20 protein-coding genes and 12 tRNA genes are annotated in these 25,666 nt (G+C 56.2%); 26 read left to right on the forward strand and 6 right to left on the reverse strand.

The features are described from left to right. The first annotated feature begins 46 nt into the window (after positions 1 to 46). The 15 genes from WMW72_RS34740 (at position 47) to WMW72_RS34810 (ending at position 3,868) form a co-directional block, all read left to right on the forward strand. Positions 47 to 122, forward strand: a tRNA-Val gene (locus WMW72_RS34740). 21 nt (positions 123 to 143) lie between these two features. Beyond that, positions 144 to 220, forward strand: a tRNA-Met gene (locus tag WMW72_RS34745). Between the two features lie 12 nt (positions 221 to 232). Next, positions 233 to 309, forward strand: a tRNA-Asp gene (locus tag WMW72_RS34750). Positions 310 to 366: 57 nt separating this feature from the next. Then, positions 367 to 441: transfer RNA gene (locus WMW72_RS34755), tRNA-Thr, on the forward strand. Between the two features lie 13 nt (positions 442 to 454). Next, positions 455 to 530: transfer RNA gene (locus tag WMW72_RS34760), tRNA-His, on the forward strand. An 8-nt stretch (positions 531 to 538) separates the two neighbouring features. Further along, a tRNA-Gln gene (locus tag WMW72_RS34765) sits at positions 539 to 610 on the forward strand. Positions 611 to 619: 9 nt separating this feature from the next. Further along, positions 620 to 692 (forward strand) — tRNA-Lys (locus WMW72_RS34770). Between the two features lie 13 nt (positions 693 to 705). After that, positions 706 to 780 (forward strand) — tRNA-Gly (locus tag WMW72_RS34775). A gap of 17 nt (positions 781 to 797) precedes the next feature. After that, positions 798 to 877 (forward strand) — tRNA-Leu (locus WMW72_RS34780). Between the two features lie 11 nt (positions 878 to 888). Further along, positions 889 to 965 (forward strand) — tRNA-Pro (locus tag WMW72_RS34785). Between the two features lie 10 nt (positions 966 to 975). Next, positions 976 to 1,049: transfer RNA gene (locus tag WMW72_RS34790), tRNA-Gly, on the forward strand. 7 nt (positions 1,050 to 1,056) lie between these two features. After that, positions 1,057 to 1,133: transfer RNA gene (locus WMW72_RS34795), tRNA-Arg, on the forward strand. Between the two features lie 220 nt (positions 1,134 to 1,353). Beyond that, positions 1,354 to 2,103 carry a 2-dehydro-3-deoxy-D-gluconate 5-dehydrogenase KduD gene (gene kduD / locus WMW72_RS34800; protein WP_341420175.1) on the forward strand — a complete coding sequence of 250 codons (750 nt, stop codon included), beginning with the start codon at positions 1,354 to 1,356 and terminating at the stop codon, positions 2,101 to 2,103. Beyond that, entirely contained in the window at positions 2,088 to 3,086 is a 999-nt protein-coding gene (locus tag WMW72_RS34805) for a sugar kinase (protein ID WP_341420176.1), read from the forward strand. Before kduD ends, WMW72_RS34805 begins: the two co-directional genes overlap by 16 nt. Before the next feature lie 119 nt (positions 3,087 to 3,205). Next, positions 3,206 to 3,868, forward strand: coding sequence for a bifunctional 2-keto-4-hydroxyglutarate aldolase/2-keto-3-deoxy-6-phosphogluconate aldolase (locus tag WMW72_RS34810; RefSeq protein ID WP_341420177.1), 663 nt, complete (start codon positions 3,206 to 3,208; stop codon positions 3,866 to 3,868). Between the two features lie 272 nt (positions 3,869 to 4,140). On the opposite strand, the gene WMW72_RS34815 is transcribed toward WMW72_RS34810, so the two are convergent. From WMW72_RS34815 to WMW72_RS34825, 3 genes are all read right to left on the reverse strand, one after another. Further along, positions 4,141 to 8,700, reverse strand: coding sequence for a glutamate synthase-related protein (locus tag WMW72_RS34815; protein WP_341420178.1), 4,560 nt, complete (start codon positions 8,698 to 8,700; stop codon positions 4,141 to 4,143). Between the two features lie 505 nt (positions 8,701 to 9,205). Next, entirely contained in the window at positions 9,206 to 10,558 is a 1,353-nt protein-coding gene (locus tag WMW72_RS34820) for a glutamate-1-semialdehyde 2,1-aminomutase (RefSeq protein ID WP_341420179.1), read from the reverse strand. A 364-nt stretch (positions 10,559 to 10,922) separates the two neighbouring features. Beyond that, the gene (locus WMW72_RS34825) at positions 10,923 to 11,960 is read right to left on the reverse strand and encodes an LCP family protein (protein ID WP_341420181.1); all 1,038 of its coding nucleotides are present in this window, start codon (positions 11,958 to 11,960) and stop codon (positions 10,923 to 10,925) included. 167 nt (positions 11,961 to 12,127) lie between these two features. Here WMW72_RS34825 and WMW72_RS34830 point away from each other — a divergent pair, with 167 nt between their 5' ends. The 5 genes from WMW72_RS34830 to WMW72_RS34850 all read left to right on the forward strand — a co-directional run bounded on the left by WMW72_RS34830 (position 12,128) and on the right by WMW72_RS34850 (position 16,442). Beyond that, positions 12,128 to 13,180 carry an ABC transporter ATP-binding protein gene (locus WMW72_RS34830; protein ID WP_341420183.1) on the forward strand — a complete coding sequence of 351 codons (1,053 nt, stop codon included), beginning with the start codon at positions 12,128 to 12,130 and terminating at the stop codon, positions 13,178 to 13,180. Beyond that, positions 13,173 to 13,967, forward strand: coding sequence for an ABC transporter permease (locus WMW72_RS34835; protein WP_341420184.1), 795 nt, complete (start codon positions 13,173 to 13,175; stop codon positions 13,965 to 13,967). The genes WMW72_RS34830 and WMW72_RS34835 overlap by 8 nt, the downstream gene beginning before the upstream one ends. A gap of 4 nt (positions 13,968 to 13,971) precedes the next feature. Beyond that, positions 13,972 to 14,760: an ABC transporter permease gene (locus WMW72_RS34840; RefSeq protein WP_341420185.1), complete on the forward strand. Its 789-nt coding sequence runs from the start codon at positions 13,972 to 13,974 to the stop codon at positions 14,758 to 14,760. A gap of 107 nt (positions 14,761 to 14,867) precedes the next feature. Continuing rightward, positions 14,868 to 15,344, forward strand: coding sequence for a thioredoxin-dependent thiol peroxidase (bcp, locus tag WMW72_RS34845; RefSeq protein ID WP_341420186.1), 477 nt, complete (start codon positions 14,868 to 14,870; stop codon positions 15,342 to 15,344). Between the two features lie 216 nt (positions 15,345 to 15,560). Next, positions 15,561 to 16,442 carry an NAD(P)-dependent oxidoreductase gene (locus WMW72_RS34850; protein ID WP_341420187.1) on the forward strand — a complete coding sequence of 294 codons (882 nt, stop codon included), beginning with the start codon at positions 15,561 to 15,563 and terminating at the stop codon, positions 16,440 to 16,442. A gap of 133 nt (positions 16,443 to 16,575) precedes the next feature. Here WMW72_RS34850 and WMW72_RS34855 read toward each other — a convergent pair whose 3' ends face one another. Together WMW72_RS34855 and WMW72_RS34860 are read right to left on the reverse strand one after the other, a co-directional pair. Further along, on the reverse strand, positions 16,576 to 17,718 hold the full coding sequence (locus WMW72_RS34855) for a glycerate kinase family protein (RefSeq protein ID WP_341420188.1): 1,143 nt from the start codon (positions 17,716 to 17,718) through the stop codon (positions 16,576 to 16,578). Between the two features lie 140 nt (positions 17,719 to 17,858). Then, positions 17,859 to 18,449 carry a TetR/AcrR family transcriptional regulator gene (locus WMW72_RS34860; RefSeq protein ID WP_341420189.1) on the reverse strand — a complete coding sequence of 197 codons (591 nt, stop codon included), beginning with the start codon at positions 18,447 to 18,449 and terminating at the stop codon, positions 17,859 to 17,861. Positions 18,450 to 18,655: 206 nt separating this feature from the next. Here WMW72_RS34860 and WMW72_RS34865 point away from each other — a divergent pair, with 206 nt between their 5' ends. After that, on the forward strand, positions 18,656 to 19,396 hold the full coding sequence (locus WMW72_RS34865) for an SDR family oxidoreductase (protein ID WP_341420190.1): 741 nt from the start codon (positions 18,656 to 18,658) through the stop codon (positions 19,394 to 19,396). 150 nt (positions 19,397 to 19,546) lie between these two features. Here the strand turns inward: WMW72_RS34865 and WMW72_RS34870 are convergent, their stop codons facing one another. Continuing rightward, positions 19,547 to 20,668, reverse strand: coding sequence for a CdaR family transcriptional regulator (locus WMW72_RS34870; protein WP_479724859.1), 1,122 nt, complete (start codon positions 20,666 to 20,668; stop codon positions 19,547 to 19,549). 157 nt (positions 20,669 to 20,825) lie between these two features. Here WMW72_RS34870 and WMW72_RS34875 point away from each other — a divergent pair, with 157 nt between their 5' ends. From WMW72_RS34875 to WMW72_RS34895, 5 genes are all read left to right on the forward strand, one after another. Beyond that, positions 20,826 to 21,872, forward strand: a complete 1,047-nt coding sequence (locus tag WMW72_RS34875) for a lactonase family protein (RefSeq protein ID WP_341420192.1) — start codon at positions 20,826 to 20,828, stop codon at positions 21,870 to 21,872. A gap of 82 nt (positions 21,873 to 21,954) precedes the next feature. Then, positions 21,955 to 22,227 (forward strand): DUF7667 family protein, encoded by a 273-nt coding sequence (locus WMW72_RS34880; protein WP_341420193.1) that lies wholly within the window; start codon positions 21,955 to 21,957, stop codon positions 22,225 to 22,227. Positions 22,228 to 22,411: 184 nt separating this feature from the next. Continuing rightward, on the forward strand, positions 22,412 to 23,848 hold the full coding sequence (locus WMW72_RS34885; protein WP_341420194.1) for a polysaccharide deacetylase: 1,437 nt from the start codon (positions 22,412 to 22,414) through the stop codon (positions 23,846 to 23,848). An 84-nt stretch (positions 23,849 to 23,932) separates the two neighbouring features. Continuing rightward, on the forward strand, positions 23,933 to 24,904 hold the full coding sequence (locus tag WMW72_RS34890) for an AAA family ATPase (RefSeq protein ID WP_341420195.1): 972 nt from the start codon (positions 23,933 to 23,935) through the stop codon (positions 24,902 to 24,904). Between the two features lie 13 nt (positions 24,905 to 24,917). Next, positions 24,918 to 25,666, forward strand: a 749-nt coding sequence (locus WMW72_RS34895; RefSeq protein WP_341420196.1) for a DUF58 domain-containing protein, incomplete at its 3' end; no start/stop codon positions are given.

A 25,666-nucleotide genomic window follows, 5' to 3' on the forward strand; every position in this document is an offset into this window, starting at 1 on the left:
TTCACGGAGGTAACAGGGGTTCGAATCCCCTACGGGTCACCAACATGGAGGCTTAGCTCAGCTGGGAGAGCATCTGCCTTACAAGCAGAGGGTCGGCGGTTCGATCCCGTCAGCCTCCACCATAGTAATACTTGTTATAACGACGCGGGGTGGAGCAGCCCGGTAGCTCGTCGGGCTCATAACCCGAAGGCCGCAGGTTCAAATCCTGCCCCCGCAACCAATTCATATGTGTGGAGCCGTGGTGTAGAGGCCTAACATGCCTGCCTGTCACGCAGGAGACCGCGGGTTCGAATCCCGTCGGCTCCGCCATTGTTTGTCTCATCGGTTCATCTGAACATAGATGAGAACCGTTATTTTTTATTTTATGCCGTCGTAGCTCAGCGGTAGAGCAACGCACTCGTAATGCGTAGGTCGGAGGTTCGATTCCTCTCGACGGCACCAGCAATCGGTTGTGGCGGTCGTGGCGAAGGGGTTAACGCACTGGTCTGTGGCTCCAGCATTCGTGGGTTCAAGTCCCATCGATCGCCCCATATCCTATTGGGGATTAGCCAAGCGGTAAGGCAACGGACTTTGACTCCGTCACCCCTAGGTTCGAATCCTAGATCCCCAGTTCTTTCTAGAGCCATTAGCTCAGTTGGTAGAGCACCTGACTTTTAATCAGGGTGTCGTAGGTTCGAGTCCTACATGGCTCACTTTTATTGGTATGCGGAAGTGGCTCAGCGGTAGAGCATCGCCTTGCCAAGGCGAGGGTCGCGGGTTCGATTCCCGTCTTCCGCTCCAAACAAAACAACATACTAGCCGGTATGGCGGAATTGGCAGACGCGCGCGACTCAAAATCGTGAGGGAAACCGTGGGGGTTCAAGTCCCTCTATCGGCAGTTATTGATATCGGGACGTAGCTCAGCTTGGTAGAGCACCTGGTTTGGGACCAGGGGGTCGCATGTTCAAATCGTGTCGTCCCGACCATCTTTATATTGCGGGTGTAGTTCAATGGTAGAACTTTAGCCTTCCAAGCTAATAGCGTGGGTTCGATTCCCATCACCCGCTCCAACTCCAAGTTCCAGTAGCTCAGCAGGATAGAGCAACGGCCTTCTAAGCCGTCGGTCGGGGGTTCGAATCCCTCCTGGGACGCCATTTTGCAGATACGTCATGCTGTCGTGCTAAGAGCAGACTGGACGTTATATAAATGATTTCAATGAACCTCCTCGCTAATAAGCGCAGGGGTTTTTTCGTTGATCGAGTCTGGCAATAAACTGTGTTTTCACGTATAATAGAAAAAAAGCATAGGCTTTGAGTGAAATTATGCCTATTATTTAAACGTTTCAATTAAGCAAATAGAAGGGGTTGACTATGCATGTTTGATTTGACTGGGAAAGTTGCACTGGTTACTGGCGGAGCCGTTGGCTTGGGAGCCGGGATCTCGCTAGGTCTGGCTAAAGCAGGAGCAGATGTTGCGATTATTACGAGTAATGATCGCTCCCGCGAGGTTCAGCAGCAAATCGAGGCCCTCGGCCGCAAGGCACACACGATTGTTGCCAATCTGATGGATGAAGACGGCTTGGAGAGCATTGTTCAGGAGGTAGTGTCTGTATTCGGCAAAATCGATATTCTGGTCAACAATTCGGGGATCATCCGTCGCACACCGGCAGCCGATCATGCGTCTAATGACTGGCATGATGTGCTCAATCTGAACCTGAACTCCGCGTTCTTCCTGTCTCAGCTGGTAGGTCGCAGGATGATTGAGCAGGGCTCCGGTAAAATTATTAATATTGCATCCATGCTTAGTTTCCAGGGGGGCATCAATGTACCGGGTTATACGGCATCCAAGCATGCGATAGCAGGGGTAACAAAGGCTTTGGCCAACGAATGGGCTGGAAAAGGCGTGCAAGTGAATGCGATTGCACCGGGATATATGTCGACTGACAATACGGCGGCTATTCGTGCGGACGAAGACAGAAATACGCAGATCTTGGCACGTATTCCTGCTGGGCGCTGGGGAACCCCGGAAGATATGCAGGGACCGGTTATTTTCCTGGCTTCACAAGCTTCAGATTACATGAGCGGTCACGTGTTGTGCGTAGACGGCGGATGGATGAGCCGATAATGAGCGAGCAGCAGAACGTTTCTCAGGTGGAGGCTTCTTATCCGGAGATTATTACCTTCGGTGAGACGATGGCTTTGATGATGCCTGACAATACAAAAGGAATTGAGTATTCCTCCCACTTCCATTCCTCCTTCGGGGGTGCAGAAAGCAATGTGGCTATCGGGGTATCCCGTCTGGGCCATCGGGTGGGGTGGTTCGGCCGTTTGGGCAAGGACCCTCTAGGGCAGATGATCTTCAAGAAGATCCGCGGTGAGGGGATCGACGTATCCCGCGCCGAATTGACGACGGAAGCACCTACAGGACTGATCCTGCGCCAGGTTGTGAACGGCAAGTCTTCGGTATACTATTACCGCAAAGGCTCTGCAGCCAGCTTCATGAGGCCTGAGCATCTGGATGAGGCATATATCAAGCAAGCCAAATACTTGCACGTGACGGGCATTACGATGGCTCTCAGCGAGAGTGCGCGGGAGACGGTACGTGAAGCGGTCCGTCTGGCGAAGAAGCACGGTGTGAAGGTTTGCTTCGATCCGAACCTCCGGCTCAAGCTATGGACGATCGAGGAGGCCAGAGGGGTTCTGCTGGATATGGCGGCTCAGGCTGATTATTTTCTGCCTGGTCTCGACGAGCTGAAGTTGCTGTATGAGACGGAGAATGAAGACGAAATCTTCGCCAAGCTCCGGGAGTTGCCTGGACGTTCGATCGTGAAGGGCGGGGACGATGTCACTTACGTGGTGGAACCGGATTCGGTTACGGAGGTTCCTTACTTCAAGGCAGAGACGGTTGTCGATACCGTTGGGGCGGGAGACGGCTTTTGTGCCGGCTTCTTCGCGGGTCTTCTGAAGGGATACGAGCTACCGGAGGCGGTCCGCCTGGGGAACTTGGTCGGCTGCATGGTCGTGCAGACGGAAGGCGACTGGGAAGGCATCCCGACCTGGGAGCAGGTGGAGGCTTTTCTGAATAATGTCAAGCACGTAGAGCGGTAGCATCAATAAGGACAAAGCAGCAGCGCTGATCAGCTCAGATATTCAACGGCTCTGCGAGCATTTATATAGCGGCTTACGGACTCAGAACTGGAAGCCCCAGGAGAGGAAGAGGTTTAGAGATGAAGAAAATTAAACTCGTTCAACAAGTTGTAGAAGAGGGCGTAGTTGCGGTCCTTCGCGGCGAAACACCGGATGAAGTAGTAGAGATGGCTGAACAAGCGATCGCAGGCGGGATCAAGGTCATCGAGGTAACGATGACGGTACCTTTTGCTCTGCAGGCTATCGAGGAGCTCGCTAAGACGTACTCCAGTACTTCAGCAGATCCGTCCAAGTATGCGATCATCGGTGTGGGGACGGTACTCGATCCGGAAACGGCGCGTGTCGCCATTCTCAGCGGCTCCGAGTTCGTAGTAGGCCCATCCCTGAATCCGGACACGGTAACGTTGTGTAATCGGTACCGCATCCCGGTGATGCCGGGTGTGATGACGATTCAGGAGATCCAGAAGGCGCTTGAGCTGGGCGTGGACATCGTGAAGCTGTTCCCTGGCAATCTGTACTCCCCTGCGATGATCAAGGCGATTAAGGGCCCGCTGCCGCAAGCCAACATCATGCCGACGGGCGGCGTATCCCTTAGCAATCTGGGTGAATGGGTGAAGGCAGGCGCTGTTGCTGTAGGTATCGGGTCTGACCTGACGACGGAAGCGGTGAAGACAGGCGATTACAGCCTGGTGGCTAAGAGAGCTGCTCAGTACATCGAAGCTTATCGTGCGGCGAAAGCGTAAGCAGGACAGGGTAAAGAAGTAACTCACATCCATGTAAGAAGAGAGGAACGTTTTGACCTCAAAGAGTCAGAGCGTTCCTTTTTTTCTGCGGAGAAGCTTGGCTATGGGCCTCCCCGGTTGAAGTGAGGTCTCGTCGCCGAAGCAGTCAGTCAGGAACAGGTAGAATCTTATTCGGCATCAAGTAGAACATTTCAGGGTTATAGTCTCAAATAGCTAAAAAAATCCCTCAGGACTAATCATCCTGAGGGATTTTGCTATCATTATCGATTCAATTACTCCGTAGCAACGGATTGATCGGCTTGCAGGCCAACCGGAGCGATCCGTACGAAGCTGGTTTGCAGATTGTTCAACAGGTGCTGAATCGTAGCAGCCGCGTCTTCTTGACCGGAGTTCACGAGCTCTGCATGGTAAGCACCGAGCAGTTCCGTCAAGTCCTTGGCGCTTTGTGTGCCAATCGGCTCGATTTTGACCTTTGCGCCTTTGGCAACCCGACGCTCCAGTGCAGCTACGTCGAGGCCCATCTCAGGCACGAGGCGCTGGTAGATCACGCCGCCTGTCATACCGGCGCAAATCCATGGACCTGGATCACCGAGGACCACGGCACGGCCATTGGTCATGTACTCGAAAGCGAAGCCCTTCATGTTCGCGCGGGAAGCGAGTCCACCGAGCTCATCCTGCAGCGGAGAGGCGATCTCGCCGCCGAATACGACGTCCGCACCGGAGAACCGGATGCAGGCACGGGTATCGGCATTACCCTGGATCAGGAACAGACCTTTTTGGGCGCCGTAGCCGAAGGATTTACCAACGGAGCCGTTGATGAATTGCTTGTGCTTGCCAGGGGCCTTCAGAATGGCCACCTTGCCGCCGAGTGACATTTTGCCTACGCCGTCCTCAGCGCCGCCATGGACGGTAATATCGACACCGCGTGCATTGAATGCGGCCAGACCGTTACCCGGTACAGAGCCATCCGTGATGTTGATGCTGATCTTCGGCAATTGATCATAGCTGCCGTCGAAGCGGTCTCTGACGCGGTGGCTGGAGTACCGGCTACCGAGAATACGGGATTCGGCATCGATGTTGGCCCAGTTGCGTACCACCGGTGCGTCGAAGGAGACGGACTCAGGGAACAGGTCAAGACCTTCTGCACCCGCAGCGATCCGGATATCGGACGAAACAACGGTTGCTGCAGCGACTTGCTGTTCGGCTTCTCTCGCCATGTCCTTAGCCGCAGCAAAGGAAAGCGGAGCCGGACGAAGCAGATCGGACAGATCGATACGATCCAGGTGGCTGATTTGCTTCAGCAGGTCGGAGCGGCCGACCAGTTCCTGAGCGTCCTTGAAGCCCAGCTCAGCGACGATCTCGCGAATTTCCTCACCGATGCCGCCGAACAGGCGAACCAGCGACTCAACAGCTGTATCGTAAACACGTGGTACGAAGCGGCGAAGGCCTTTCTCTTCGGCTTCTTCCATGGAGTCGATCTGCGTAGCGATCCCGACGTGGCACGTATCCAGATGGCAGCCGCGGCAAGTGGTGCAGCCGATCGATTGCATCGCGATGGAACCGAAGCCTACGCGGTTAGCGCCGAGCATGAACATCTTAACGACGTCAGCGCCGGACTTCATACCACCGTCCGACCACAGCTCGACCTGATGACGAAGCCCTGCTTCGATCAAGGCCAAGTGAGCGAGCTTGGTGCCGATCTCGGTAGGCAAGCCTACATGCGTGATCGAGTGAATACGAGCTGCGCCGGTACCGCCGTCGAAGCCGGACAGGGTGATGACATCCGCTCCTGCTTTGGCAACGCCGACAGCAATCGTACCTACGCCTGGAACAACCGGAATCTTCACGATAATTTTCGCTTTACGGCCACTGGCTTCCTTCAGCTCGGAGATAATCTGAGCCAGATCCTCGATCGAGTAAATATCATGGTTGTTCGAAGGCGAGATCAGGTCGGAGCCGATCGTCGCGTTACGAGCGAGCGCGACCTTAGCCGTTACCTTGGAGCCTGGCAAGTGACCGCCTTCACCCGGCTTCGCGCCTTGACCGATCTTGATCTCCAGGAACGCTACCGCTGTAGCCAATTCGACGTTAACGCCGAAACGTCCGGAAGCCACCTGAGCGCCGCGGGTACGCTTGTAGCGTCCAAGCATGTCTTTGATCTCGCCGCCCTCGCCGTTCATCGTGACCATGTTCAAGCGCTCTCCAGCTTCGGCGTAGGCGCGGAACGCCGTTTCATTCTGCGAGCCGAAGGACATGGACGAGATTAGCATTGGCAGATCATGACCGCCGATGCCGATGTTGACCTGGGACGGGTCAATAGGCTTGCGCCCTTCGGAGTGGGCTTTCTCGATATCGAAATCCGCAACGTGACGGATGGAAATACCATTCTTCTTCTCTTCCTCACGCAGCTTGTCGCGGTAGTCGGTATATGGAGCCGCACCGGACGCTGCATCGCCGAGAGCCTTCCACATGCGCTGGAAGAAGCGGAAGTTCTTGGCCGCCTTGGCTTTCGGGTTGGCATAGTCATTATAACGGGCTTCAGCTGAAGCTTCGAGCTCGGCAAAGCCGGTTCCAGCCGTCTCGCTGCCCAGGTAGTTGACGATATCCAGAACTTCCGCCACCTCAGGCTTGAGGCCGATGGAGGAGAAGAACCGGGTATAGCCGCGAAGCTCATGCGTACCGATCGTGGAGATGACTTTCTCCAGACCCTTCATCAAAGCGATGAACACTTTGTGTGCAGCAGGTGCTCCATTCTTAGCCGCCGCCGTTGCATACATCACATACGGAGACAGGATGTCCGCGCCAAGTCCACAGGCCACGGCAATGTCATGCAGGCTGCGGATCGCGGCGCTGCGCAGGACGAGTGTTGTCTGTCGGCGCAGGTTGTCGCCGAAGCCAAGCTTCTCTCCGCGAAGGGCGATATCGACCTTGGATACGGCCAGATGTGGCTCGATCCACAGGCGGTCGTTCTCATGTGCGCCGGCGTCGTCCAAGATCAGCAGTGCTGCGCCTTGGCGAACAGCCGCGATCGCGTCAGCAGCGAGCTGATCCAGTGCTGCGGACAGCGAAGTGCCGCGGGCGAAGGTCGTCGACAGCGTGGCGACGGCGGAATCGCCGAACATCGTCTTGAGCTGCTCCAGGCTAGGCTGCTTCAGCTCGGATAGGGAATCTGCACCGTTGCTGCCTTCGAGGACAACCGGGTACAGCAATTCAACGCGCAGCCGCTCATCAGGCTGGCCGTATACCTTAGGACGCGGTCCGACAACGATACGAGTGGAGAAATGCTCCATTTCGCGGTCGCGGTCGATGGCCGGGTTGGTCACGACGGCTACGCTTTCTTTGATGTAATCAGGAATATTGACGCGCTCCCACGCCAGTGCCGCATGCGGACTGTCATGACCGAGGGAACGGATCGGTTCGGCGCCGGTTTCGGCGGTTGTTTCGATCATCTGAATGCCGTCGCGGTCCCAGCCGAATGCGCTGTACAGGGCATCAGAAAGGACGATGTCCGAGGAAGCGGCAGCTTCAACGGCAGGCACTTCGTTATGCAGATGCTTGCGCAGACCTTGGAAGCCGATGCGGGCCTGAGCACGCTCCAGAACAAGGCTTTGCACTTCGTAGTAAGGGATGACCTGCACATGCTCGCCTGGTGTCAGGACAACACCGATTTTCTCGCCTGGAGCGATTGGCTTCGGCTCGGCAACCATCTCGCCAACCGTGATTACGCCTTGCTCCGAGGAGAAGTACAGGGAAGTCTCGCTTTCGACCATCCATACCGGACGAAGGCCGAGTGCGTCAACGCTGAAGATACATTCATTGCCATAACGGGAGACGATACCGGCCGGACCTTGAGCGTAGTGACCCCAAGCCTGGCGGAAATAGACGTACAAGTCTTGCATTTCAGGGCGGAAAAGCTTCATTTCGTTGAGGATGGGCGGGAATACGATCTCCATCGCTTCGAACAGGCTCAGGCCAGAACGGTGGATGAAGGTTTCGATCGTACGGTTCATATCTTGGGAGTCGGAACCACCGTCTACGAGCGGAACGCCTACCATGTCGGCTTCGATCCGTAGTTTCTTAACGGTATTGATCTCACCGTTATGTCCGAGCAGGGAGAATGGCTGCACCCGGAAGAAGCTGGATTGTGTGTTGGTGGAGTAACGGTTGTGACCGATCGTCACTTGCGCCGCGAAGAGCGGATCGCGGGTATCGTTATAGTATTTAGGAAGAATGCTGGCAGCACCCATCACTTTGTAAGCGGCTGTAACATTGCTGAGTGTAGCTACGTGAACGGTGTATTTCGCTTCGATCGCAACATGAAGCTCGAACAGATGATCCGCGACCTTCGCTTCTTTCTTCTCGCTAAGTCCTGCGATCTGCCAGAACGTTGGCTCGTCATTGCGGCCGTTAGGACCGAGTACGCTGCTATCGACTTGATTCTCTTGCTCCAGCAGGATGCTCACTTCATGCTGGGCGAACAGCTCGCGGATGCCCGTCTGCATATCGGCAGCAGAAATGTTCAGCTTGCGTGGGACGAAAATATGAGCGACGGAGAAGCGCTCGTCATAAGCTAATTTACCGTCCAGCCCGGCTTCCGTCAGTTTTCTCTCCCACAAGGCGCGCGGAATATCCGTCAGAATTCCACAGCCGTCGCCTTCGCCGTTAATAAATCCGGAACGGTGCTCCATCTTAACGAGGGCATCAATGGTCTTCTGGATGTTGTCGCGGGAGGGGAATCCATCTTTCTCCACGATACAAATGATGCCGCAGCTATCGTGTTCTGTGGCAAGTAAATTTTGGAAGCGGCCTTCATCTCGCATAACTTGATTCATTTTCTTGGTCAGCAGGCTGACCTTCACCTCCCAATAAAATTAATGCCGAATTTGTTCTAACAAAGGTGCTGCCATGTGCAGGCAAAGAAGCGGACAAAGCGAACGTACAGACAATGAATAAAAATACAATTATTCTGTATAATCGATGCCAAAGCTGCTCCGTCGGAGTTCTAGAAGCTATGCGAAAAGCTGCAGGACAAAAGCTGACATGAGCACCTACAGTCTTGAAAAGAGCGCATCACTTCGTGACTTTCATGGCAAAAACCTTACATAAGCCGAGTTTATTCAGTTAGAGAGTAGTAATAGAATACCATGAAATCTGACTATAGACAATAGAACATTGCACCTTTAGGCTGAATGTAAGCGTTATCTATTTTGCATAACTGGTGAATAAAGGCAAAATTCATGCAAATTTATAAACTCTTGAAAAAACGAACGAACTATTATCTTTTACTGATAATAGTTCGTGATTTGGGTGATAAATGGATTTTATTAGCGCTTTAAATCAATGAAATTTTTCAGACAACCGTTTGAAGGCTGAAGCTGCCGCATTTATGGTATAGCTTACATCTTCTTCCGTATGTTCGGTTGTCAGGAACCAGGCTTCGTATTTCGAAGGAGCGAGGCAAACCCCCTGGTCCAGCATCAGCCGGAAGAAATAAGCGAATTGCTCGCCGTCCGTATCCTGGGCTTCCTCATAATCGGTCACGGGATGCGCGCAGAAATGAGTGGACAGCGCTCCGCTGATACGGTTGATCGTCAGCGGCACGCCGTGGGCCTCTGCTCCTCGGGCTAGTCCGTCCGCAAGCATCGCCCCGAGCCGCTCCAGCTTCTCGTACGTGCCGGGAAGGCTCAGTGCCTCCAGGCAAGCAATGCCTGCTGAGATCGAGGCAGGGTTCCCCGCCATCGTCCCGGCCTGATACGCAGGCCCGAGCGGGGCCACCTGTGACATGATCTCGGCCTTGCCGCCGTAGGCGCCGATCGGCAGACCGCCGCCGATGATTTTGCCGAGCGCGGTCAGATCGGGCTCGATAGCCTTAAGATCGGTGCCGGCAGGCAGACCAGCGTAGGTCTGGGTCGTGCCATAGTGGAAACGGAACGCCGTGATGACTTCGTCATAGATGACGAGCGAGCCGTTGCGCCGAGCGGCTGCGCACAAGCCTTCCAGGTAGCCGGGCTTCGGCATGACCATCCCGAAGTTGCCGACGATCGGCTCGACCATAACGGCTGCGATCTCGCTGCCCCAGCGGTCCAGCGCCTGCTCCAGCGCAGGGAGGTCGTTGTACGGCACGGTGATCACCTCGTGAGCGATGCTGGTTGGGATTCCGGCGCTGTCGGGGATGCCCAGTGTAGAAGGACCCGAGCCTGCGGCCACAAGCACCAGATCGGAGTGACCATGGTAGCAGCCGGCGAACTTGATGATCTTGTTGCGGCCGGTATAGGCGCGTGCGACACGAATCGTCGTCATGACGGCTTCCGTGCCGGAATTGACAAAGCGGACCTTGTCCAGCGACGGGATGGCGGACTTCAGCATCCGCGCGAATTGAATCTCCAGCTCCGTTGGCGTGCCGTACAGTGTGCCGTTCTCGGCGGCGCGGCAGATGGCAGCCGTCACATGCGGATGGGCATGACCCAGAATAACCGGGCCGTAGGCTGCCAGGTAGTCGATATAGCGGTTATCGTCGACATCCCAGAAGTAGGCTCCTTGGCCGCGCTTCATGAAGACAGGAGCTCCGCCTCCAACGGCTTTGAAGGAGCGGGAAGGGCTGTTGACGCCTCCGACAATATGCTCCAGCGCCTCCTGGTAAAGCGACTCTGAACGCGATCTATTATTAATAGTAGAAAAAGGCAGGGTCATGTTGGATCAAGTCCTTTCTTGGAACGAATCAGCGCTCATAGGGCGGGCGCTTGTTTCCTGAATTATAAATCAAAGACCGGACATTCGCCAATAAAAGGTTATTCCATCGGCTTGAAAGGGCAGTACGGGAGAAAACTATGGAAGACTTAGCAGAGGTGATAAAGGAATGATAATTCTGAAGCTCCAAGGAAACAGCTGTGTTCCAAATCGGAGCTGGTAAAGCGGTTGTTAGACATGGAGTGCATAAAAAATAACGCCCCAACAGGCGTTATTTTATCCATTCAGATGATTGTTCTGGTAAGTTGATTTTCTTGGAATGCCTTGTGGGGCTTGAGTTTGGCAAGACTATTGTCTTTGTTTCAAATTATTTCTTAGTCCCTCCGTTTGTAGACTTGGTCTGCTCGTTTGCAGACGCTTTTTTCTCAGCTGGAGGGAACGGATCCCGGCCTTCGAAGACGGCCTTGACATATTGCCGCAGCTTGTCGCGGTTAACGCTGATGACCTCAGCCCCGCCAATCCGTTTCTCCACCAATAATTCAGCGGGAGGGATCTGGGAGCTGGCCATGCCTTCGGTCTTGGCATCCAGCGCGAGGGTACCCAGCTTGAGCATATCACCGGCAGTAAGATTGGTTTCGATATACGGATCGATGCTGTTCAGAATCATGGGCATCCGGATCAGCGATCCGGCGGTTTGCATTTTCTGGGCAACCGCGGTCATGAACTTGCGCTGCCGCTCCGTGCGCGAGAAGTCACTGAGCGCGTCGTGGCGGAACCGGACATATTGAAGTGCGGTCTTGCCGCTCAGCTGCTGAACGCCCTTCTTGAGGTTAATATCGAATTCAGGCTCCTCCGAGTCGCGGTATTTCATATCCTTCTCTACATCCAGCTCGATACCGCCGATGGCATCGACCAGCGCGATGAAGCCTTGGAAATCGGTGTACACGTAATATTGAATAGGAATACCGAGCAGCTCGCTGGCGGTTTTCATAGCGAGATGGGGGCCGCCCAAGGAAACAGCCGTATTGATCCGGTCATCGCCATGACCGGGAACCTTCACATAGGTATCGCGCAAAATGGACAGCAGCACAGCCTTCTTCGTCACCGGATCGACGGATGCGACCATCATGGAGTCGGACCGGGGAATTTCGTTCTTCTTGAGTCCCCGAGAGTCGCCGCCGAGAATCAGGACATTGACCCGTTCCTTGCCTTCCCACTTGGGCGGAAGCAGGGATTCGGGAGTCCCTCCGCCCGCTTTTGTCGCGGATAGAGTCGGGAATTTTGTCGATTCCGGCTTGCTTTGAATGTTATTGGCAAACTTCACAAATCCATATGTATAATAACCGACGCATGCAAGTATCAAAATAAGGAGGACGACAAAAAAACGCCTGACCGTACGTGCCATCAAATCGTTCCCTTCCTTGGTTTTCGGGGCAGCTTTTCCTAAGGCCCGGCTTCGTGTATCATAACGAAGTGACGGTGTATAGGTTCCCGAAAATTTCACCTCATTATACCGGGTAACGCAATAAAGCCGCAAGTTCCGGCAAATTTTGACAGGAGGCTACCATACCAATGTCGCTCGCCATCGATGTGCATAATCTGCGGAAAGAGTTTCAGGTTCAGAAGAACCGCGAGGGCCTGAAGGGTGCTTTCCGAGACCTGTTTAGAAGAGAGTATAACCACGTACGGGCTGTTAAAGACATCAGCTTCCAGATTCCCAAGGGAGAAATTTGTGGATATATCGGAGAGAACGGCGCCGGTAAATCGACAACCATCAAGATGTTGACCGGTATTCTAGTCCCGACAGCGGGAGACATCCGGGTCAACGGCTATATCCCCCACAAGGAGCGTGAGGCGTTCGTGCGCGGGATCGGCGTCGTATTCGGCCAGCGCAGCCAGCTCTGGTGGGATCTAGGAGTAGTGGAGTCGTTCCGTTTGCTGCAGAAGGTGTACCGGGTACCCGACGGGGATTACCGTCTGCGGATGGAGGAGCTGATCGACCGGCTTCAGCTCGGTGAGCTGCTCAACCGTCCCGTGCGCAAGCTGAGTCTAGGACAACGGATGCGCTGTGAGCTGGCCGCTTCGCTCATCCATAATCCGTCGATTCTATTTCTGGATGAGCCGACCATCGGCCTCGATATTGTCGTGAAGACGGAAATTCGTGAATTCCTCAAGTCGCTCAACAGCCGCTACGAAACGACGATTCTGCTGACAACGCATGACCTGCAGGACATCGAAGCGCTCTGCTCGCGGGTCATCATGCTGGATGACGGCAACATCATCTACGACGGCGGACTGGACGAGCTGAAGGAGCGCTGGGGTAAGGGGAAAGAAATTTATTTCCGCTTCGCCGAAGCGGTGGAACTGGATCACCTTCGCGCCCAGACGGAAGGACTGGATGTAGAGTGGTCGCTTGATAACGAGCTGACGGCCAAGGTCTGGATTCCGCAGAAGCGGGTCGGGGTATCCGATGTGCTGGCGCGGGTCGTCCATGTCGTGGGCATCGAGGACATCAAGATCGTAGAGACGAATACCGACGATATTGTCCGTGAAATTTACAAGTCCGGCTCGGCCGAAACCAAGACCGCTCCGAATAGCGAACGGGAAGTGGCCGCGCATGTCTAGTGCTTATCTCGATATTATCCGCATCCGGTTCCTGATGATGCTGGCTTACCGGGTGAATTATTATAGCGGCATTATTATTTATGCGCTGAACATCGGCGCTTATTACTTCTTGTGGAAAGCGATCTACGGGGCGAAGGAAGTGCTCGGGGGACTGACGCTGGAGCAGATGACCACTTATGTAGCTGTTGGCTGGATGGCTCGGGCCTTTTACTTCAACAACCTGGATCGGGAGATTGCAGGAGAGATCAAGGACGGCAGTGTAGCGATTCAGTTTATCCGGCCTTATAACTATATTCTGGTCAAAATGATGCAGGGCCTCGGAGAAGGCTTGTTTCGGCTGCTGCTGTTCTCCACACCGGGCATGGTTATCGTCTCGCTGTTGTTTTCCGTCAAGCTTCCGACCGATCCGAAGCTATGGGGTGTTTTTCTCTTGATGCTGTTCTTCAGCTTCCTGATCAATACCCAGCTCAATATCATCACCGGGCTCAGCGCCTTCTTCCTGGAAAATAACGAAGGTCTGCTGCGGATGAAGCGGGTGGCGATCGATCTGTTCTCCGGGCTAGTCGTGCCGATGTCGTTCTTCCCGGGCTGGGCGGAAGGCATTCTCAAGCTGCTGCCGTTCCAGGCCATTACGTACTTGCCGGGGAAGGTATTTACGGGAGCTGTACCGGGCGGCGCGATCTATGACGGTCTGCTGGTTCAAGTGCTGTGGTTCGTGCTGCTGCTGCTGCCGCTCTATGTGCTGTGGCGAAGCGCCCGGTCGCGCTTGTTCGTGCAAGGGGGGTAAGACAATGTTCTTTTATGCAGGACTCGTCGTCGATTATCTGAAAAATTATATGAAGACCCGCCTGACCTACCGGTCCGACTTCTGGATCGAGGTGCTGTCCGACCTGCTGTTCAACGGGCTGAACCTGTTCTTTATTCTGGTCGTCTTTGGCCACACCGCATCGATCGATGAATGGAACGAGCAGCAGGTGCTGTTCATCTACGGGTACTTTATGGTCGCTTACGGTATTTTCATCACCTTCTTCAACCTATGGAGCTTCAGTGAGAAGTATATCGTCAAAGGGGAGATGGACCGGATCCTCACCCGGCCGGCCCATAATCTTGTGCAGCTGATGCTGGAGAATATGGACCCGTCCTCCTTATTCAGCGCGCTTGTCGGCTTCCTGATCATGGTGTTCACCTGGCCGCAGCTTGGCCTGACGCTGACTTGGTCCGATCCATTCATCTTCCTGCTGCTGCTCGTCGGCTCCATTATGATTTATGCCGGTGTTTATATTTTCTTTACCGCCCTGTCGTTTTTCTCGGATGCGCCTACGGGCATTACCGCGCTGCTCTGGAACCTGCAGAACTACGGGCGTTATCCGATGACGATCTACAACGCCGTGATGAAGTTCGCATTAACCTGGGTGCTGCCGTTCGGCTTCGTCGGCTTTTACCCGTCAGCGTATTTCCTGGACCGGACGAATTGGGGCTCCTTTGCCCTGCTGACGCCGGTGGTCGGTCTCGTGTTCTTCGGAATCGGGCTGGCAACCTGGAATTACGGAGTCAAGCGATACCGCGGCGCAGGGTCTTAAATCGCAAAGGCTGTTCTTGTTCGGGCCGTTCGCTTGTCAAAGCGGACGGCCCGATTGTATAATGCGGCGAAGCGAGTTTCCATTTATAAGGAAGGAGGTAGCATGATATGAACGAACTGACACCGGGCCAGCTGGCCCCGGACTTCACGCTGTCGGAGACGAATGGCGAGGCCGTCACGCTGAGTCAATTTCGCGGGCGCAACGTCATCATCTACTTTTACCCGAAAAATATGACTCCTGCCTGCACGGAGGAAGCCTGCCAATTCCGCGATTACTCCGGCGAATTCGGGAAGCTGAATACGGCTGTGATCGGGATAAGCCCGGACCCGGTCCGCTCTCATCAAAAATTTACGGCCAAATACGAGCTGCCGTTCCCGCTGTTGTCCGACGCTGACCACCAGGCGGCCGAGCTGTTCGGGGTCTGGGGGCTGAAGAAGCTGTATGGCCGCGAGTACATGGGGCTAATCCGGTCTACCTTCCTGATCGATAAGCAGGGAAGACTCGTGAAGGAATGGCGCAAGGTAAGAGTGAAGGGACACGTCGAAGAGGTACTGAAGGCTGTGAGGGAGCTGGAAGAGGCCTAGAGGATGCGAGTTTGGCTCGCTTCCTGGGACAGAGCCGACCGCATAGGGTTCAACTGACCGCCACGCAGTGTCGAGATGCTTGGTCTGGCTAGGGAAGACAAGCCTTCCTAGGCCAGCCGCCGGCTATTCGTGTGAGCGAACAGATGAGGGTGCAGGAGATGGCTTGCAAGCTGCGATGGATCGAAAATCTATATATCCAAGAGGAGGACGAGAGGCATGACAGGGACACCAGGTAAGGGAGCGGTTGGGTTTATCGGCATCGGCGTAATGGGCAAGAGTATGGCTGGGCATTTGCAGGATGCGGGGTATTCGCTGCACGTGTATACGCGGACGGCGGAGAAGGCGGCAGAACTCATCGATAAGGGCGCGGTCTGGCATGATACGCCCGCGGGACTCGCAGCCGCCTGCGACGTTATCATCACGATGGTCGGCTATCCCCAGGATGTCGAGGAGATTTACCTCGGAGAGCAGGGGATCATCGCTTACGCTAAGCCCGGTACGTACCTGATCGATATGACGACCTCAAGTCCGCTGCTCGCGGCTCGGATCTATGAGGCTGCGGCGGCACGCGGCCTGCACGCGCTCGACGCTCCAGTGTCCGGCGGGGATGTAGGGGCGCGGGAACGTCGGTTGTCCATTATGGTCGGCGGCGACAAGGAAGCCTTCGAGGCCGTCCGGCCGCTGCTGGAGCTGCTAGGCACGAATATTGTCCTGCAGGGCAAGGCCGGGGCCGGCCAGCATACGAAGATGTGCAATCAGATTGCGATTGCCTCCAACATGCTGGGGGTATGCGAAGCTCTCGCTTATGCCAAGGCTTCCGGTCTCGATCCTGAGACCGTGCTGAAGAGCATCGAGACGGGCGCAGCGGGCAGCTGGTCGCTCAGCAATTTGGCGCCGCGTATCATCGCGGGGAATTTTGAGCCTGGATTTTATGTGAAGCATTTCATCAAGGATATGAGAATCGCGCTGGAAGCGGCCAAGGAAATGGGACTGGATACGCCTGGGCTGGCGCTGGCGGAGTCCATCTACCAGCGACTCGCTGAGCTGGGATACGGGGATAAAGGCACGCAGGTTCTGTACAAGGCGTATCAGCCGTAGGCCGGACATGCAGGAAGCCTGCTGCATGTGTTCAAGCGGTGCGGCTGAAGCCAACACGAAGAAATAAGAAGCAAGTGAGCGTACTTACGCCCGCTTGCTTCTTTGTTGTGCAGCGCGTCTCGATGCGGCTCCATCATCGCTGAACTGCCTGCAGCAGCCGGAGCAATTGCTCGGCTGTCGTGCGCAAGCGGCTCTTAGTGCGCTCGGGGTCCATAGCCTGCTCCAGTGCCATCGGGCCGCTGATGATCGGGAAATACGCCGTGATCCCGTGGTCATTCAACGCTTCCGCCGCCAGGTCCACGGAACCGGCGAGGGCGATGACGGGAATCCCTTGCTGCCTGGCCAACTGTGCCACTCCATACGGCACCTTGCCTCTGGACGTCTGACCGTCCAGCCTGCCTTCGCCTGTAAGGACGAGGTGAGCGCCTTCGAGATGACGCTCGAGCCCGATAAGCTCCAGCGCCAGCCCGATGCCGGATTGGAGCGTTCCGCCGAGAAAACCGACAAAGGCGGCCCCAAGTCCTCCTGCCGCGCCGGCTCCCGGAACCGCTGCGAGTTCCAGGCCGGTCACAGCGGAGGCAACAGAGGCCCACTGCTGCAAGCCTTGATCGAGCAGCCTCACGTCCTTGGGGCTGGCGCCTTTCTGCGGGCCGAATACATAAGCGGCGCCTTCGGGTCCATACAGCGGATTATCCACGTCGCAGGCGATCCGGAAGCGGCAGTCCTTCAGCTCAGGCATAGCGCCTGCGGCGTCAAGGGTGCGGATACCGGACAAGGCCGCTCCCCCATGCGCGACCTCCTGGCCGGCGCTATCGAGAAAGCGATAGCCCAGCGCCTGCAGCATGCCTGTACCTGCATCGTTGGTAGCGCTTCCGCCCAGACCGATGATGAAGTCACGCACGCCGTGGCGCACGGCGCTTGCGATGAGCTCGCCTACGCCGAAGGTGGTGGTGCGCAAAGGATTGCGGGCTTCCGGGGGGACCAGGGGCAGGCCGCAGGCTGCCGCTACTTCCAGCACGGCGGTGCGGCCGTCGCCCAGCAGTCCGTAGCTCGCGGTTACCGGCTGCCCGAGGGGACCGGTAATCGGCAGGCTGACGATGCGCCCGCCGCAGGCAGCCACCAGCGCGTCAACCGTCCCTTCGCCGCCGTCGGCTACCGGCAGGGACACGATTTCGGCATCCGGGTATACGCGGCGGATACCGTCTGCGATGGCCTCGCTGCCCTCGGCCGAGGTTATGCTGCCTTTGAACGAATCGATGGCAATGACGACTTTCATGAGCGTGCCTCCCGATGGTTAAGTATACTTCGAATTATAAGGCCTCACGTCGGCATCAGGCTATGTGCGGCGTAACGCAATGCTTCTTTGATTTTTGGTATACGAACCAAAGCGTGAAACTTCTCAGTGATTCCCTTCGTTTATGCGTGACCCGGGTAAACTTCATTTTTTTCAAACAGCTTCCTTACCTGATCCGCCATAAATTCAGGGGAATGCGGCATGCGATGACGGATCCACCACTCGACGATCCCCAGGAAAGCAGAAGCCATGAATTGGGTGTTTAGCTCTTTGTCTATACCACGCTGAGGGTTTTGTTTATCCAAATCATCCAAATTATCCAGCTTGTCCCGAAGATTGGCCGATACGAAGTGCAGCAAGCGCTCCCGGAAAGAGAAGGTTCTCTGATTGGAGAGCATGGCGGAGAAGAACAGAAAGTGTTCTTCGAAATATACGAACACTGGCTTCAGATCGCTGCTGACTAGCGATTCCGTTCCTTGATGACTGCAAAACGTAATCAATTTGCTTAAATGCTCGTCTATGCATTTATCCAGCAGATCATACTTGTCACTGTAGTGAAGATAGATGGTTCCCCGGTTTACATTGGCCCGCTCCGCGATATCGTTAATCGTGATATGCTCCAGCTCTTTGGCGGAAAACAACTCCAGAAATGCCCGGTTAATGGCTTCCCTGGTTCTAAGAATCCTTCGGTCGGTCTTGATTTCGGTTCCCATATTTCGAGTCACCCTCCCGTTATTGAACAATTCCGCAGCGTCTGTCCGATATCGAACAAAAGCGCTTGAATTAGCGATTGAATGGATGGAGCATTTCTATATAATGATAGTCAACGGCCGTTAATTATTCAACATGTATTCAATATTGGATGTGAGTTCATTAAATACAATTTCACGGAATCTACTTGTTAAAGGAGAGAACCCACATGGAGAACACAAAAGACAAAGTAGTGATCATTACAGGAGCATCCAGCGGTATTGGGGAAGCCACAGCCCGATTATTGGCGCAGAAGGGAGCCAAGGTCGTGCTGGCAGCGAGGAGAGAGGATCGCCTGCAGTCGATCGTGAAAGAAATTCAAGAACAAGGCGGGCAAGCTATTTCTTTCAAAGCGGATGTTGTTTCCTCTGACGATATGCAGAAGATGGCGGAGTTTGCCTTGAAGCAGTACGGCCGGATTGACGTACTGGTGAACAATGCCGGGGTCATGCCGGTTTCCAGACTTCATGAGCTAAGGGTTGCGGAATGGAGCCAGATGATCGATGTGAATATCAAAGGCGTGCTGCACGGTATCGCTGCGGTTCTGCCGACGATGAGGGAACAGCGGTCCGGACATATTATCAATGTGTCTTCGGTAGCGGGGTATGAAGTGAGCCCTACATCGGCTGTGTACAGCGGAACGAAGTTTGCCGTCAGAGCGATTTCCGAAGGCCTGCGGAAGGAAGAATCACCGGAATCCCGTATTCGCTCCACGATTATCTCTCCAGGAATGACGGAGACGGAGCTGCTGAACACGGTGAACAGTCCTGAGGTTCAGGCCATGGCGGAGCATATCAAGGGACTGGCTATATCTCCTTATAGCATCGCCCGGGCTATCGCGTATGCGATCGATGAGCCCGAGGATACCGGAGTGAACGAGATTGTGATCCGTCCAACGGCGCAGCCGTAAGACAGCCGCAAGCGTCCCATTTAAGATCGTCTTCTTCATGCCCTGCATGAGGAGGGTGATCTTTTCTTATGTAATGGGATACGGCAAGAGAAGAGCAAGTGAAATGTCCTTATATACAGGCGGGCCGAGAATCCGTCCCGCTCCGGTGTTTTACTTCCAGGCATCCGTTCCGTTTCGTAGAGGGTCCAGCAGCAGCGCGATGTACAACTCCACGGACTGCCGATACTGTCTCGGATCGAGGCCGGTTTTGGCGGTAATTTTGTCGAGACGGTATTGGAGCGTATTTTTATGAAGAAACAGCGCCTCTGCTGTCTCCTTCAACGATAACTGATGCTCGTAGTAGCTCTGCAGCAACAGACGCTCCTCCTTGGACAGATTGCCCAGCCGCTGGGCGGCAAAGTCCCGTTTCACCGGGCCGGGAAGCTGATCCAGCAGCATGTCCACGTGCAGCGACGCGTATTCATGGCAGCCAAGTCCATGCGCAGCCGCGTAACGCAAGGCGGTATTGGCGTTGCGGTACGATATCTCGGCCTCTTGCCAGCTCCGGCAGTCTCCGATCCCTGCCCGGACGGTGAGGCCATCCTGCGTGGTTCTCGCAGCCAGTATTTGTTGGACGCGCTCATAACTGTCCCGGCTTGCTATAACGACATAGCGGTTCGGGAACAGGTAGGTGTACAGCCGGGAGCCGGAAGCTTGGAGCAGCTGCGTCAGAAGCGGGTCGAAGGTGCCGCCGTTCCCGGGCATGTTTTCGTTCTCGAGCACCGAGACGAAGACCGGCACATCCAGACGAACCTCCAGCCCTTCCAGCGCTTCCTGGAGGGATAGGGATGAACCCTCCCGTCCCGGACCTTCGCCGAAGATCAGCATGCGTGTAACGGAGGAGCGGATCTCATCCCGCGATTGCTTGCTTCTGGCCTGAAGCTGCTCTCGGACCAGTACCTCCGTGATCTTGGTCAGCAGGAAGCCCGACGAGCGGCATGCTTCGGGGTCGCCTGTGAGGCCGATGGCTCCGAGTCGGAGGCCGTCGACGATGATGGGATAATTGACGCCTGGACGCGAGCCCAGGTAAGGGTCCGTCCCTTGCACCTCGACGGCAACTCCGGAGTCATAGGCCTGGCGTCCGGCCTGATGGAAGGTGCCGATCCTCTCCGGTGCCGTGCTGGCGAGGACAATCCCGTCGGCTCCGATAAAGTTGACATCGTATTGAAGCACGTCTTTGGCGGCGTCCACGATCATTTGCGCGAGCGCGGCGCCGATGCGGTAGTTGATCAGGGTCCGGTCGCCTCCTTATCAGTCAACTTTATTATATGTAAGGAGGCTCGGGGAGAGCAATGGAGGACTTTGAGGCTGGTTGCTTTTCATAGAAAAAGGGATAAGATGGATAATAGATCCATCCAATTCACGCAATGTACCCGGGAGGTAGTAGCGAATGGCCAATCAGAAGGAGACTTCATTGTATATCGGAACCTACGAGAAGCAAGGCGCCCCATCGATCTATACCCTAAGCTTCGACGAAGAAACGGGAGCGTTCGCCGAAAAAACGGCCAATGCGGAGATCGAGCTTCCCTCATTCCTGATCGTGAATGCGAAGCGGGACAGGCTGTACAGCGTTGTCGAGCTGGAGGACAAGGGCCGGGTAGCCGCGTTTGCGCTGGATGAAGCGACCGGTGAGTTGCAGCTGCTGAACGAACAGCCGACGGAAGGAGGAGCTCCCTGCCACCTGACTCTGGTTCATGAAGAGCGGGTACTGCTGGTCACGAACTATGTGAGCGGGAATGTTGCGGTGTACCCGATTCTGGAGGATGGCGGCATCGGACCGCTTAGCGATCTGCAGCAGCACGAAGGCCGCAGCGTGACCGAGCGACAGGAGGGGCCTCATGCGCACTGTGTGGTTGCCAAGGACGGGCATATCTATATTGTCGATCTGGGCATCGATCAGATCGTGCAGTATGGGCTGGACCCCAGCGGTCCGCGTCTGGTGAAGAAGGCCTCCGTGACGGTTCAGGCGGGGGCAGGGCCGCGTCACCTGGCGTTTCATTCGAGTCTGCCGTTCGCTTATGTCATTAACGAGCTGAACAATACGATTATTGTCTTCCGCTATGAAGCGGAGTCCGGAGCCCTGACACCGGTCGAGACCGTGCCGACGTTACCCGCCGATTTCAACGGGGTCAGCTATTGCGCGGAAATCGTGGTGCATCCGTCGGGAAGGACGCTGTATGGCTCCAACCGGGGGCATGACAGCATTGCCGTGTTCGCCATCGATCCGGACAGCGGCAGGCTGGAGCTGCAGCAGCATATTTCTACCCAAGGGAAGTTCCCGCGGAATTTTTCGATTGCGCCAGGAGGCCGGTTCCTGGTGGCTGGGAATCAGAATTCGGACTCGATCTACTCGTACCGGATTGACGAAGAGAATGGTCTGCTCGCAGCTACAGGACATTCGATAGAGATCCCGAGCCCGGCTTGTATCAGATTTTGATAGAATCAGAGTCTAAAGGCGCTCAAAAACGTCAACACTGGAACTGGAAGCATGAAAAGCCAATTTCCGGGAGAGTGAACGTATGCTGCCTTTTCATTACCGAATGGCCGAGCTCTGGACGCATCATCAGGCGAGAGAGCTGACTAAGGATGAGCAAGACGAGCTGTCGCTGTGCTTGCAGGCCAATGTGAACTATGCCCGTAAGCTGGGGGAGCTGCACAATTATGTGGACGCAGCCGCTGTCGTACAGGACAAACCATGGCTGGAGGAGCTGGACCGGAATATTACAGCGATCGAGCAGGAGTTCCAGCTTCAGCTGGCTTCGATGAAAAAAAGCAAATTCAGCAAGGGCTAGAAGGAAGGAAGACCGGCTGCGGCAGTGATGCTGCTGACCGGTTTTTTTGGCATGGTCTACACCGCCTGGGGCGAATCTATCGGACTTGTCCCGGGGAGTGGTCTAAATGCTAGCCCGCCTCCATATAATCTAGTAAATCGTCAGTTCACGGCGAATTCATAGAAGTTAGCGGAGGGATGACGGGATGCGGAAGGTCATAACGCGATACCGGAAGATGTGGAAATCATTCATGCTTTATATGCTGCTGGGCACGTTAGTCGGCTCCATCCTGTCGCCTTACGAGGCACTGGCATCTGGCACCCGGGCAGTGCCTGGAGATGAGAAAGCGCTGTTTCAGCAATTAGGCTCAGGCAAGCGAGCGGATCAAGAGAGCGCATACGTGATCCCGGAGGAGCCGACGGTCTACTTAACCTTTGATGACGGGCCTAGCGGACTGACTCCGCAGGTGCTGGATATTTTGAAGAAAGAGGAAGTCAAAGCGACATTTTTCGTGCTGGGCGAGCAGGCGGAGGCGAATCCCGAGACGATGAAAAGAATCGTCAGGGAAGGTCATGCCCTGGGCAATCATAGCTACGACCATGTATATCAGGAGTTATACAAGGACTTCGAATCCTTCTGGAAACAGGTGCTGCGGACAGAGGAAGTCGTGTACGGGCTGACGGGAGAGCGGATGCGTCTGCTTAGGGCGCCGGGAGGAACGTACGGAAACTTCGATCCGTTTTATTTCTATTATCTGAACGAAGCCGGGTATTCCGTCTATGACTGGTCCATTGACAGCGAGGATTCTCGCGCACCCCGCAGGACGGCGGCACAACTCGTCAAGACGGTGACGGGCAGCCCGCTGCGCCATGAGGTGAACGTATTGCTGCACGACGGCTCGGGGCATCAGCCTTCGGTGCAGGCGCTGCCGGATATCATCGCCTATTTCAAAAAGAAGGGCTACCGCTTCGCGCCGTTGTCTGCCAAGGTCAAGCCCGTACAGCTGGCAGGAGGACCTGTGAAATGGGAACGCGGCGTGTCGCTGCAGAGCTTCGAGGCACAGACCCGGGCGATGCGGGCACATAAAGAGGCCTGGACGGGTGAGACGGAGGAATCGCTGCTGCCTTTGCAGGCACTGGCGTTAGCGAAGGCGGATGAGCCGGGACGCAAGGGCCCTCAGAAGCTTGCGGTACAGATCGGTTCAGTCCGCAAGGATTATGCTGCAGGAACTTTTCTGTTCCGGAATGAACGGTTTCAGATGCCGGTAAGACAGATTGCGGAGGCGATCGGTGCGGAGGTGCAATGGTCGGAGGACACCCGAACAGCGAGCGTACGTTATGGTGCCCGTGCGGTCGAATATGATTTGGCACGGCTGCAATTGCGGATTCACCAGCCTGTGGCGGCTTGGAGAGACCTCGATCAGGCAGTACGGACGGTCTCCTTGCCGGATATGGAGCTGAGAGAAGGCTCGATCTATGTGCCGCTGCGCAGCCTGCTTGAGCTGCTGGGTATACGCATCGAGTCTTACGATCCGGAGACGCCGGAGCAGCCTGCCCGGGTAACGGCCTTTGACCCGAGAACTTTGAGTCTGGATGCCGTGACCACAGCCTGGAGATTACACGCCCGCCGGGCCAAAGTCTAAAATCTCCCAATTGCGGCGATACTGGAATCATAGACTGCAAGACTATGAAGGCCAGCGAGCCTGAAGGATTTGGGAGGAATGGGCATGTCGAACTTATCCGTACCGGACTCATCGCAAGCGATACTAGAGAAGCTCGTGTTTCAAATGGAAAAGGTGATTGTCGGCAAGCGGGATATCATCGAAAAATTGCTCGTCGCGTTGCTGGCCGGCGGCCACGTGCTGCTGGAGGATGTGCCGGGCGTCGGCAAAACGATGCTGGTGCGCGCGCTTGCGCGCACGATCGACTGCAGCTTCAAGCGTATTCAATGCACGCCCGATCTGCTTCCGTCCGATCTGACCGGAGCTTCGATCTACAATCAGCGGACCTCCGAATTCGAGTTCCGCCCGGGTCCTCTGCTCGCCTCGGTTGTACTCGTCGATGAGCTGAACCGGACTTCGCCGCGCACCCAGTCCGCGCTGCTCGAAGCGATGGAGGAAAAGCGCATCACGGCGGATGGGACAGCGTATCCGCTGCCGGAGCCCTTCTTCTTGCTTGCGACGCAGAATCCGATCGACTTCGAGGGTACTTTCCCTTTGCCGGAGGCCCAGCTGGACCGGTTCCTGCTGAAGCTGACGATCGGCTATCCGGAGCCCAGCCAAGAGGTGGAGATGCTGGGGCGGATGGAGGATGCCCAGCCGCTTGCCCATATCCGGCCGGTCCTGCTGCAGGAGGAGATCATCCGGCTGCAAAAAGAAGTCCGGTCTGTCCACGTTGACGATACGATGAAGCAGTACATTGTGCAGCTGGCATCCGCTACGCGCCAGCATCCGGATCTCGCATTGGGCGCGAGTCCTCGCGCGTCCATCGCCTTGATGCGCGCGGCCCAGGCCGAGGCGTACCGAAGCGGCCGGGGATATGTGATCCCGGACGATATCAAAAATCTGGCCGTCTCGGTGCTTGCACACCGGCTGCTGCTGCATGGCAGCGCCCAGCTGGCGGGACGCAGCGCGGAGACCATCGTCGCCGGGCTGCTCGGGACGACAGCGGTGCCGGTGCGCCGGAACGCTGCCGGTTGAGCGGGGTGGCGGTATGAGCGGGATAGTGGGACTTGGGCTGGCAGGGCTGGCTGCGGGCTGGTGGGCGGCTTCGTGGGGCGGACGTACCGCCTGGTTTTTAGCCGGCACGCTGGTGGCGCTGCTGGCGTATGCGATCTTGGTCTACGCGGCGACTCGGGGATCAAGGCTCCGTGTGGAACGGAGCTGGGGGGAGAAGTCTGCTTGGTATGCCGGAGAGACGCTGCAGGCGGATTTCCTAATCCGGTTGGCATGGCCGGTGCCGGGGGTGTGGCTGCGTGTCGAGGAGCACTGGATTCATCAGGGGACTGGCGAAGCGGTGACGGTCCTGGCCGGCGGCCCGGCGGGACTGCTTGGCGAGGCGCGGCTAACCGGATGCACGCGTGAGCTGCCGCGCGGGGCGTATCAGGCGGCGGGGCGCCTACTCATTGCAGGCGATGCATTCGGCTTGCTGCGCCTGATGCGCCGTCAGCCTCTGGAGGGGCAGCTGCTGGTGCTGCCCCGGGGTATAGCGGTGTCCGCCGTGCCCGGCGCCGCGGATGAAACGGCGCGCCGCGGCAAGCGCGCGGCAGCGGACCCTGCCGTGCCGCCGCAGCTGCTCGGCACGCGGCCGTATGCGCCCGGTGATCCGCTGCGCCGGATTCACTGGCGCTCGAGCGCGCGCACAGGCGAGCTGCGCGCGAAGGAAACCGAGCTGCCTGCCGCAGGGCGGCAGCTGCTGTGCCTGGACGCTGCCGGAGCCGGCATCGGCGCGGCAGCCGCCCC

Source organism: Paenibacillus filicis (genome assembly GCF_038070315.1).
GTDB lineage: Bacteria > Bacillota > Bacilli > Paenibacillales > NBRC-103111 > Paenibacillus_G > Paenibacillus_G filicis.

Bases quoted from the DNA above. Each gene is read 5' to 3' on its own strand.
- WMW72_RS34880 (WP_341420193.1), top strand. From the start codon at position 21,955: ATGCTGCCTTTTCATTACCGAATGGCCGAGCTCTGGACGCATCATCAG.
- WMW72_RS34835 (WP_341420184.1), top strand. From the start codon at position 13,173: ATGTCTAGTGCTTATCTCGATATTATCCGCATCCGGTTCCTGATGATG.
- WMW72_RS34890 (WP_341420195.1), top strand. From the start codon at position 23,933: ATGTCGAACTTATCCGTACCGGACTCATCGCAAGCGATACTAGAGAAG.
- WMW72_RS34885 (WP_341420194.1), top strand. From the start codon at position 22,412: ATGCGGAAGGTCATAACGCGATACCGGAAGATGTGGAAATCATTCATG.
- kduD (WP_341420175.1), top strand. From the start codon at position 1,354: ATGTTTGATTTGACTGGGAAAGTTGCACTGGTTACTGGCGGAGCCGTT.
- WMW72_RS34820 (WP_341420179.1), bottom strand. From the start codon at position 10,558: ATGACCCTGCCTTTTTCTACTATTAATAATAGATCGCGTTCAGAGTCG.
- WMW72_RS34860 (WP_341420189.1), bottom strand. From the start codon at position 18,449: ATGGGAACCGAAATCAAGACCGACCGAAGGATTCTTAGAACCAGGGAA.
- WMW72_RS34840 (WP_341420185.1), top strand. From the start codon at position 13,972: ATGTTCTTTTATGCAGGACTCGTCGTCGATTATCTGAAAAATTATATG.
- WMW72_RS34830 (WP_341420183.1), top strand. From the start codon at position 12,128: ATGTCGCTCGCCATCGATGTGCATAATCTGCGGAAAGAGTTTCAGGTT.
- WMW72_RS34850 (WP_341420187.1), top strand. From the start codon at position 15,561: ATGACAGGGACACCAGGTAAGGGAGCGGTTGGGTTTATCGGCATCGGC.
- bcp (WP_341420186.1), top strand. From the start codon at position 14,868: ATGAACGAACTGACACCGGGCCAGCTGGCCCCGGACTTCACGCTGTCG.
- WMW72_RS34815 (WP_341420178.1), bottom strand. From the start codon at position 8,700: ATGAATCAAGTTATGCGAGATGAAGGCCGCTTCCAAAATTTACTTGCC.
- WMW72_RS34805 (WP_341420176.1), top strand. From the start codon at position 2,088: ATGGATGAGCCGATAATGAGCGAGCAGCAGAACGTTTCTCAGGTGGAG.
- WMW72_RS34865 (WP_341420190.1), top strand. From the start codon at position 18,656: ATGGAGAACACAAAAGACAAAGTAGTGATCATTACAGGAGCATCCAGC.
- WMW72_RS34810 (WP_341420177.1), top strand. From the start codon at position 3,206: ATGAAGAAAATTAAACTCGTTCAACAAGTTGTAGAAGAGGGCGTAGTT.
- WMW72_RS34825 (WP_341420181.1), bottom strand. From the start codon at position 11,960: ATGGCACGTACGGTCAGGCGTTTTTTTGTCGTCCTCCTTATTTTGATA.
- WMW72_RS34855 (WP_341420188.1), bottom strand. From the start codon at position 17,718: ATGAAAGTCGTCATTGCCATCGATTCGTTCAAAGGCAGCATAACCTCG.
- WMW72_RS34875 (WP_341420192.1), top strand. From the start codon at position 20,826: ATGGCCAATCAGAAGGAGACTTCATTGTATATCGGAACCTACGAGAAG.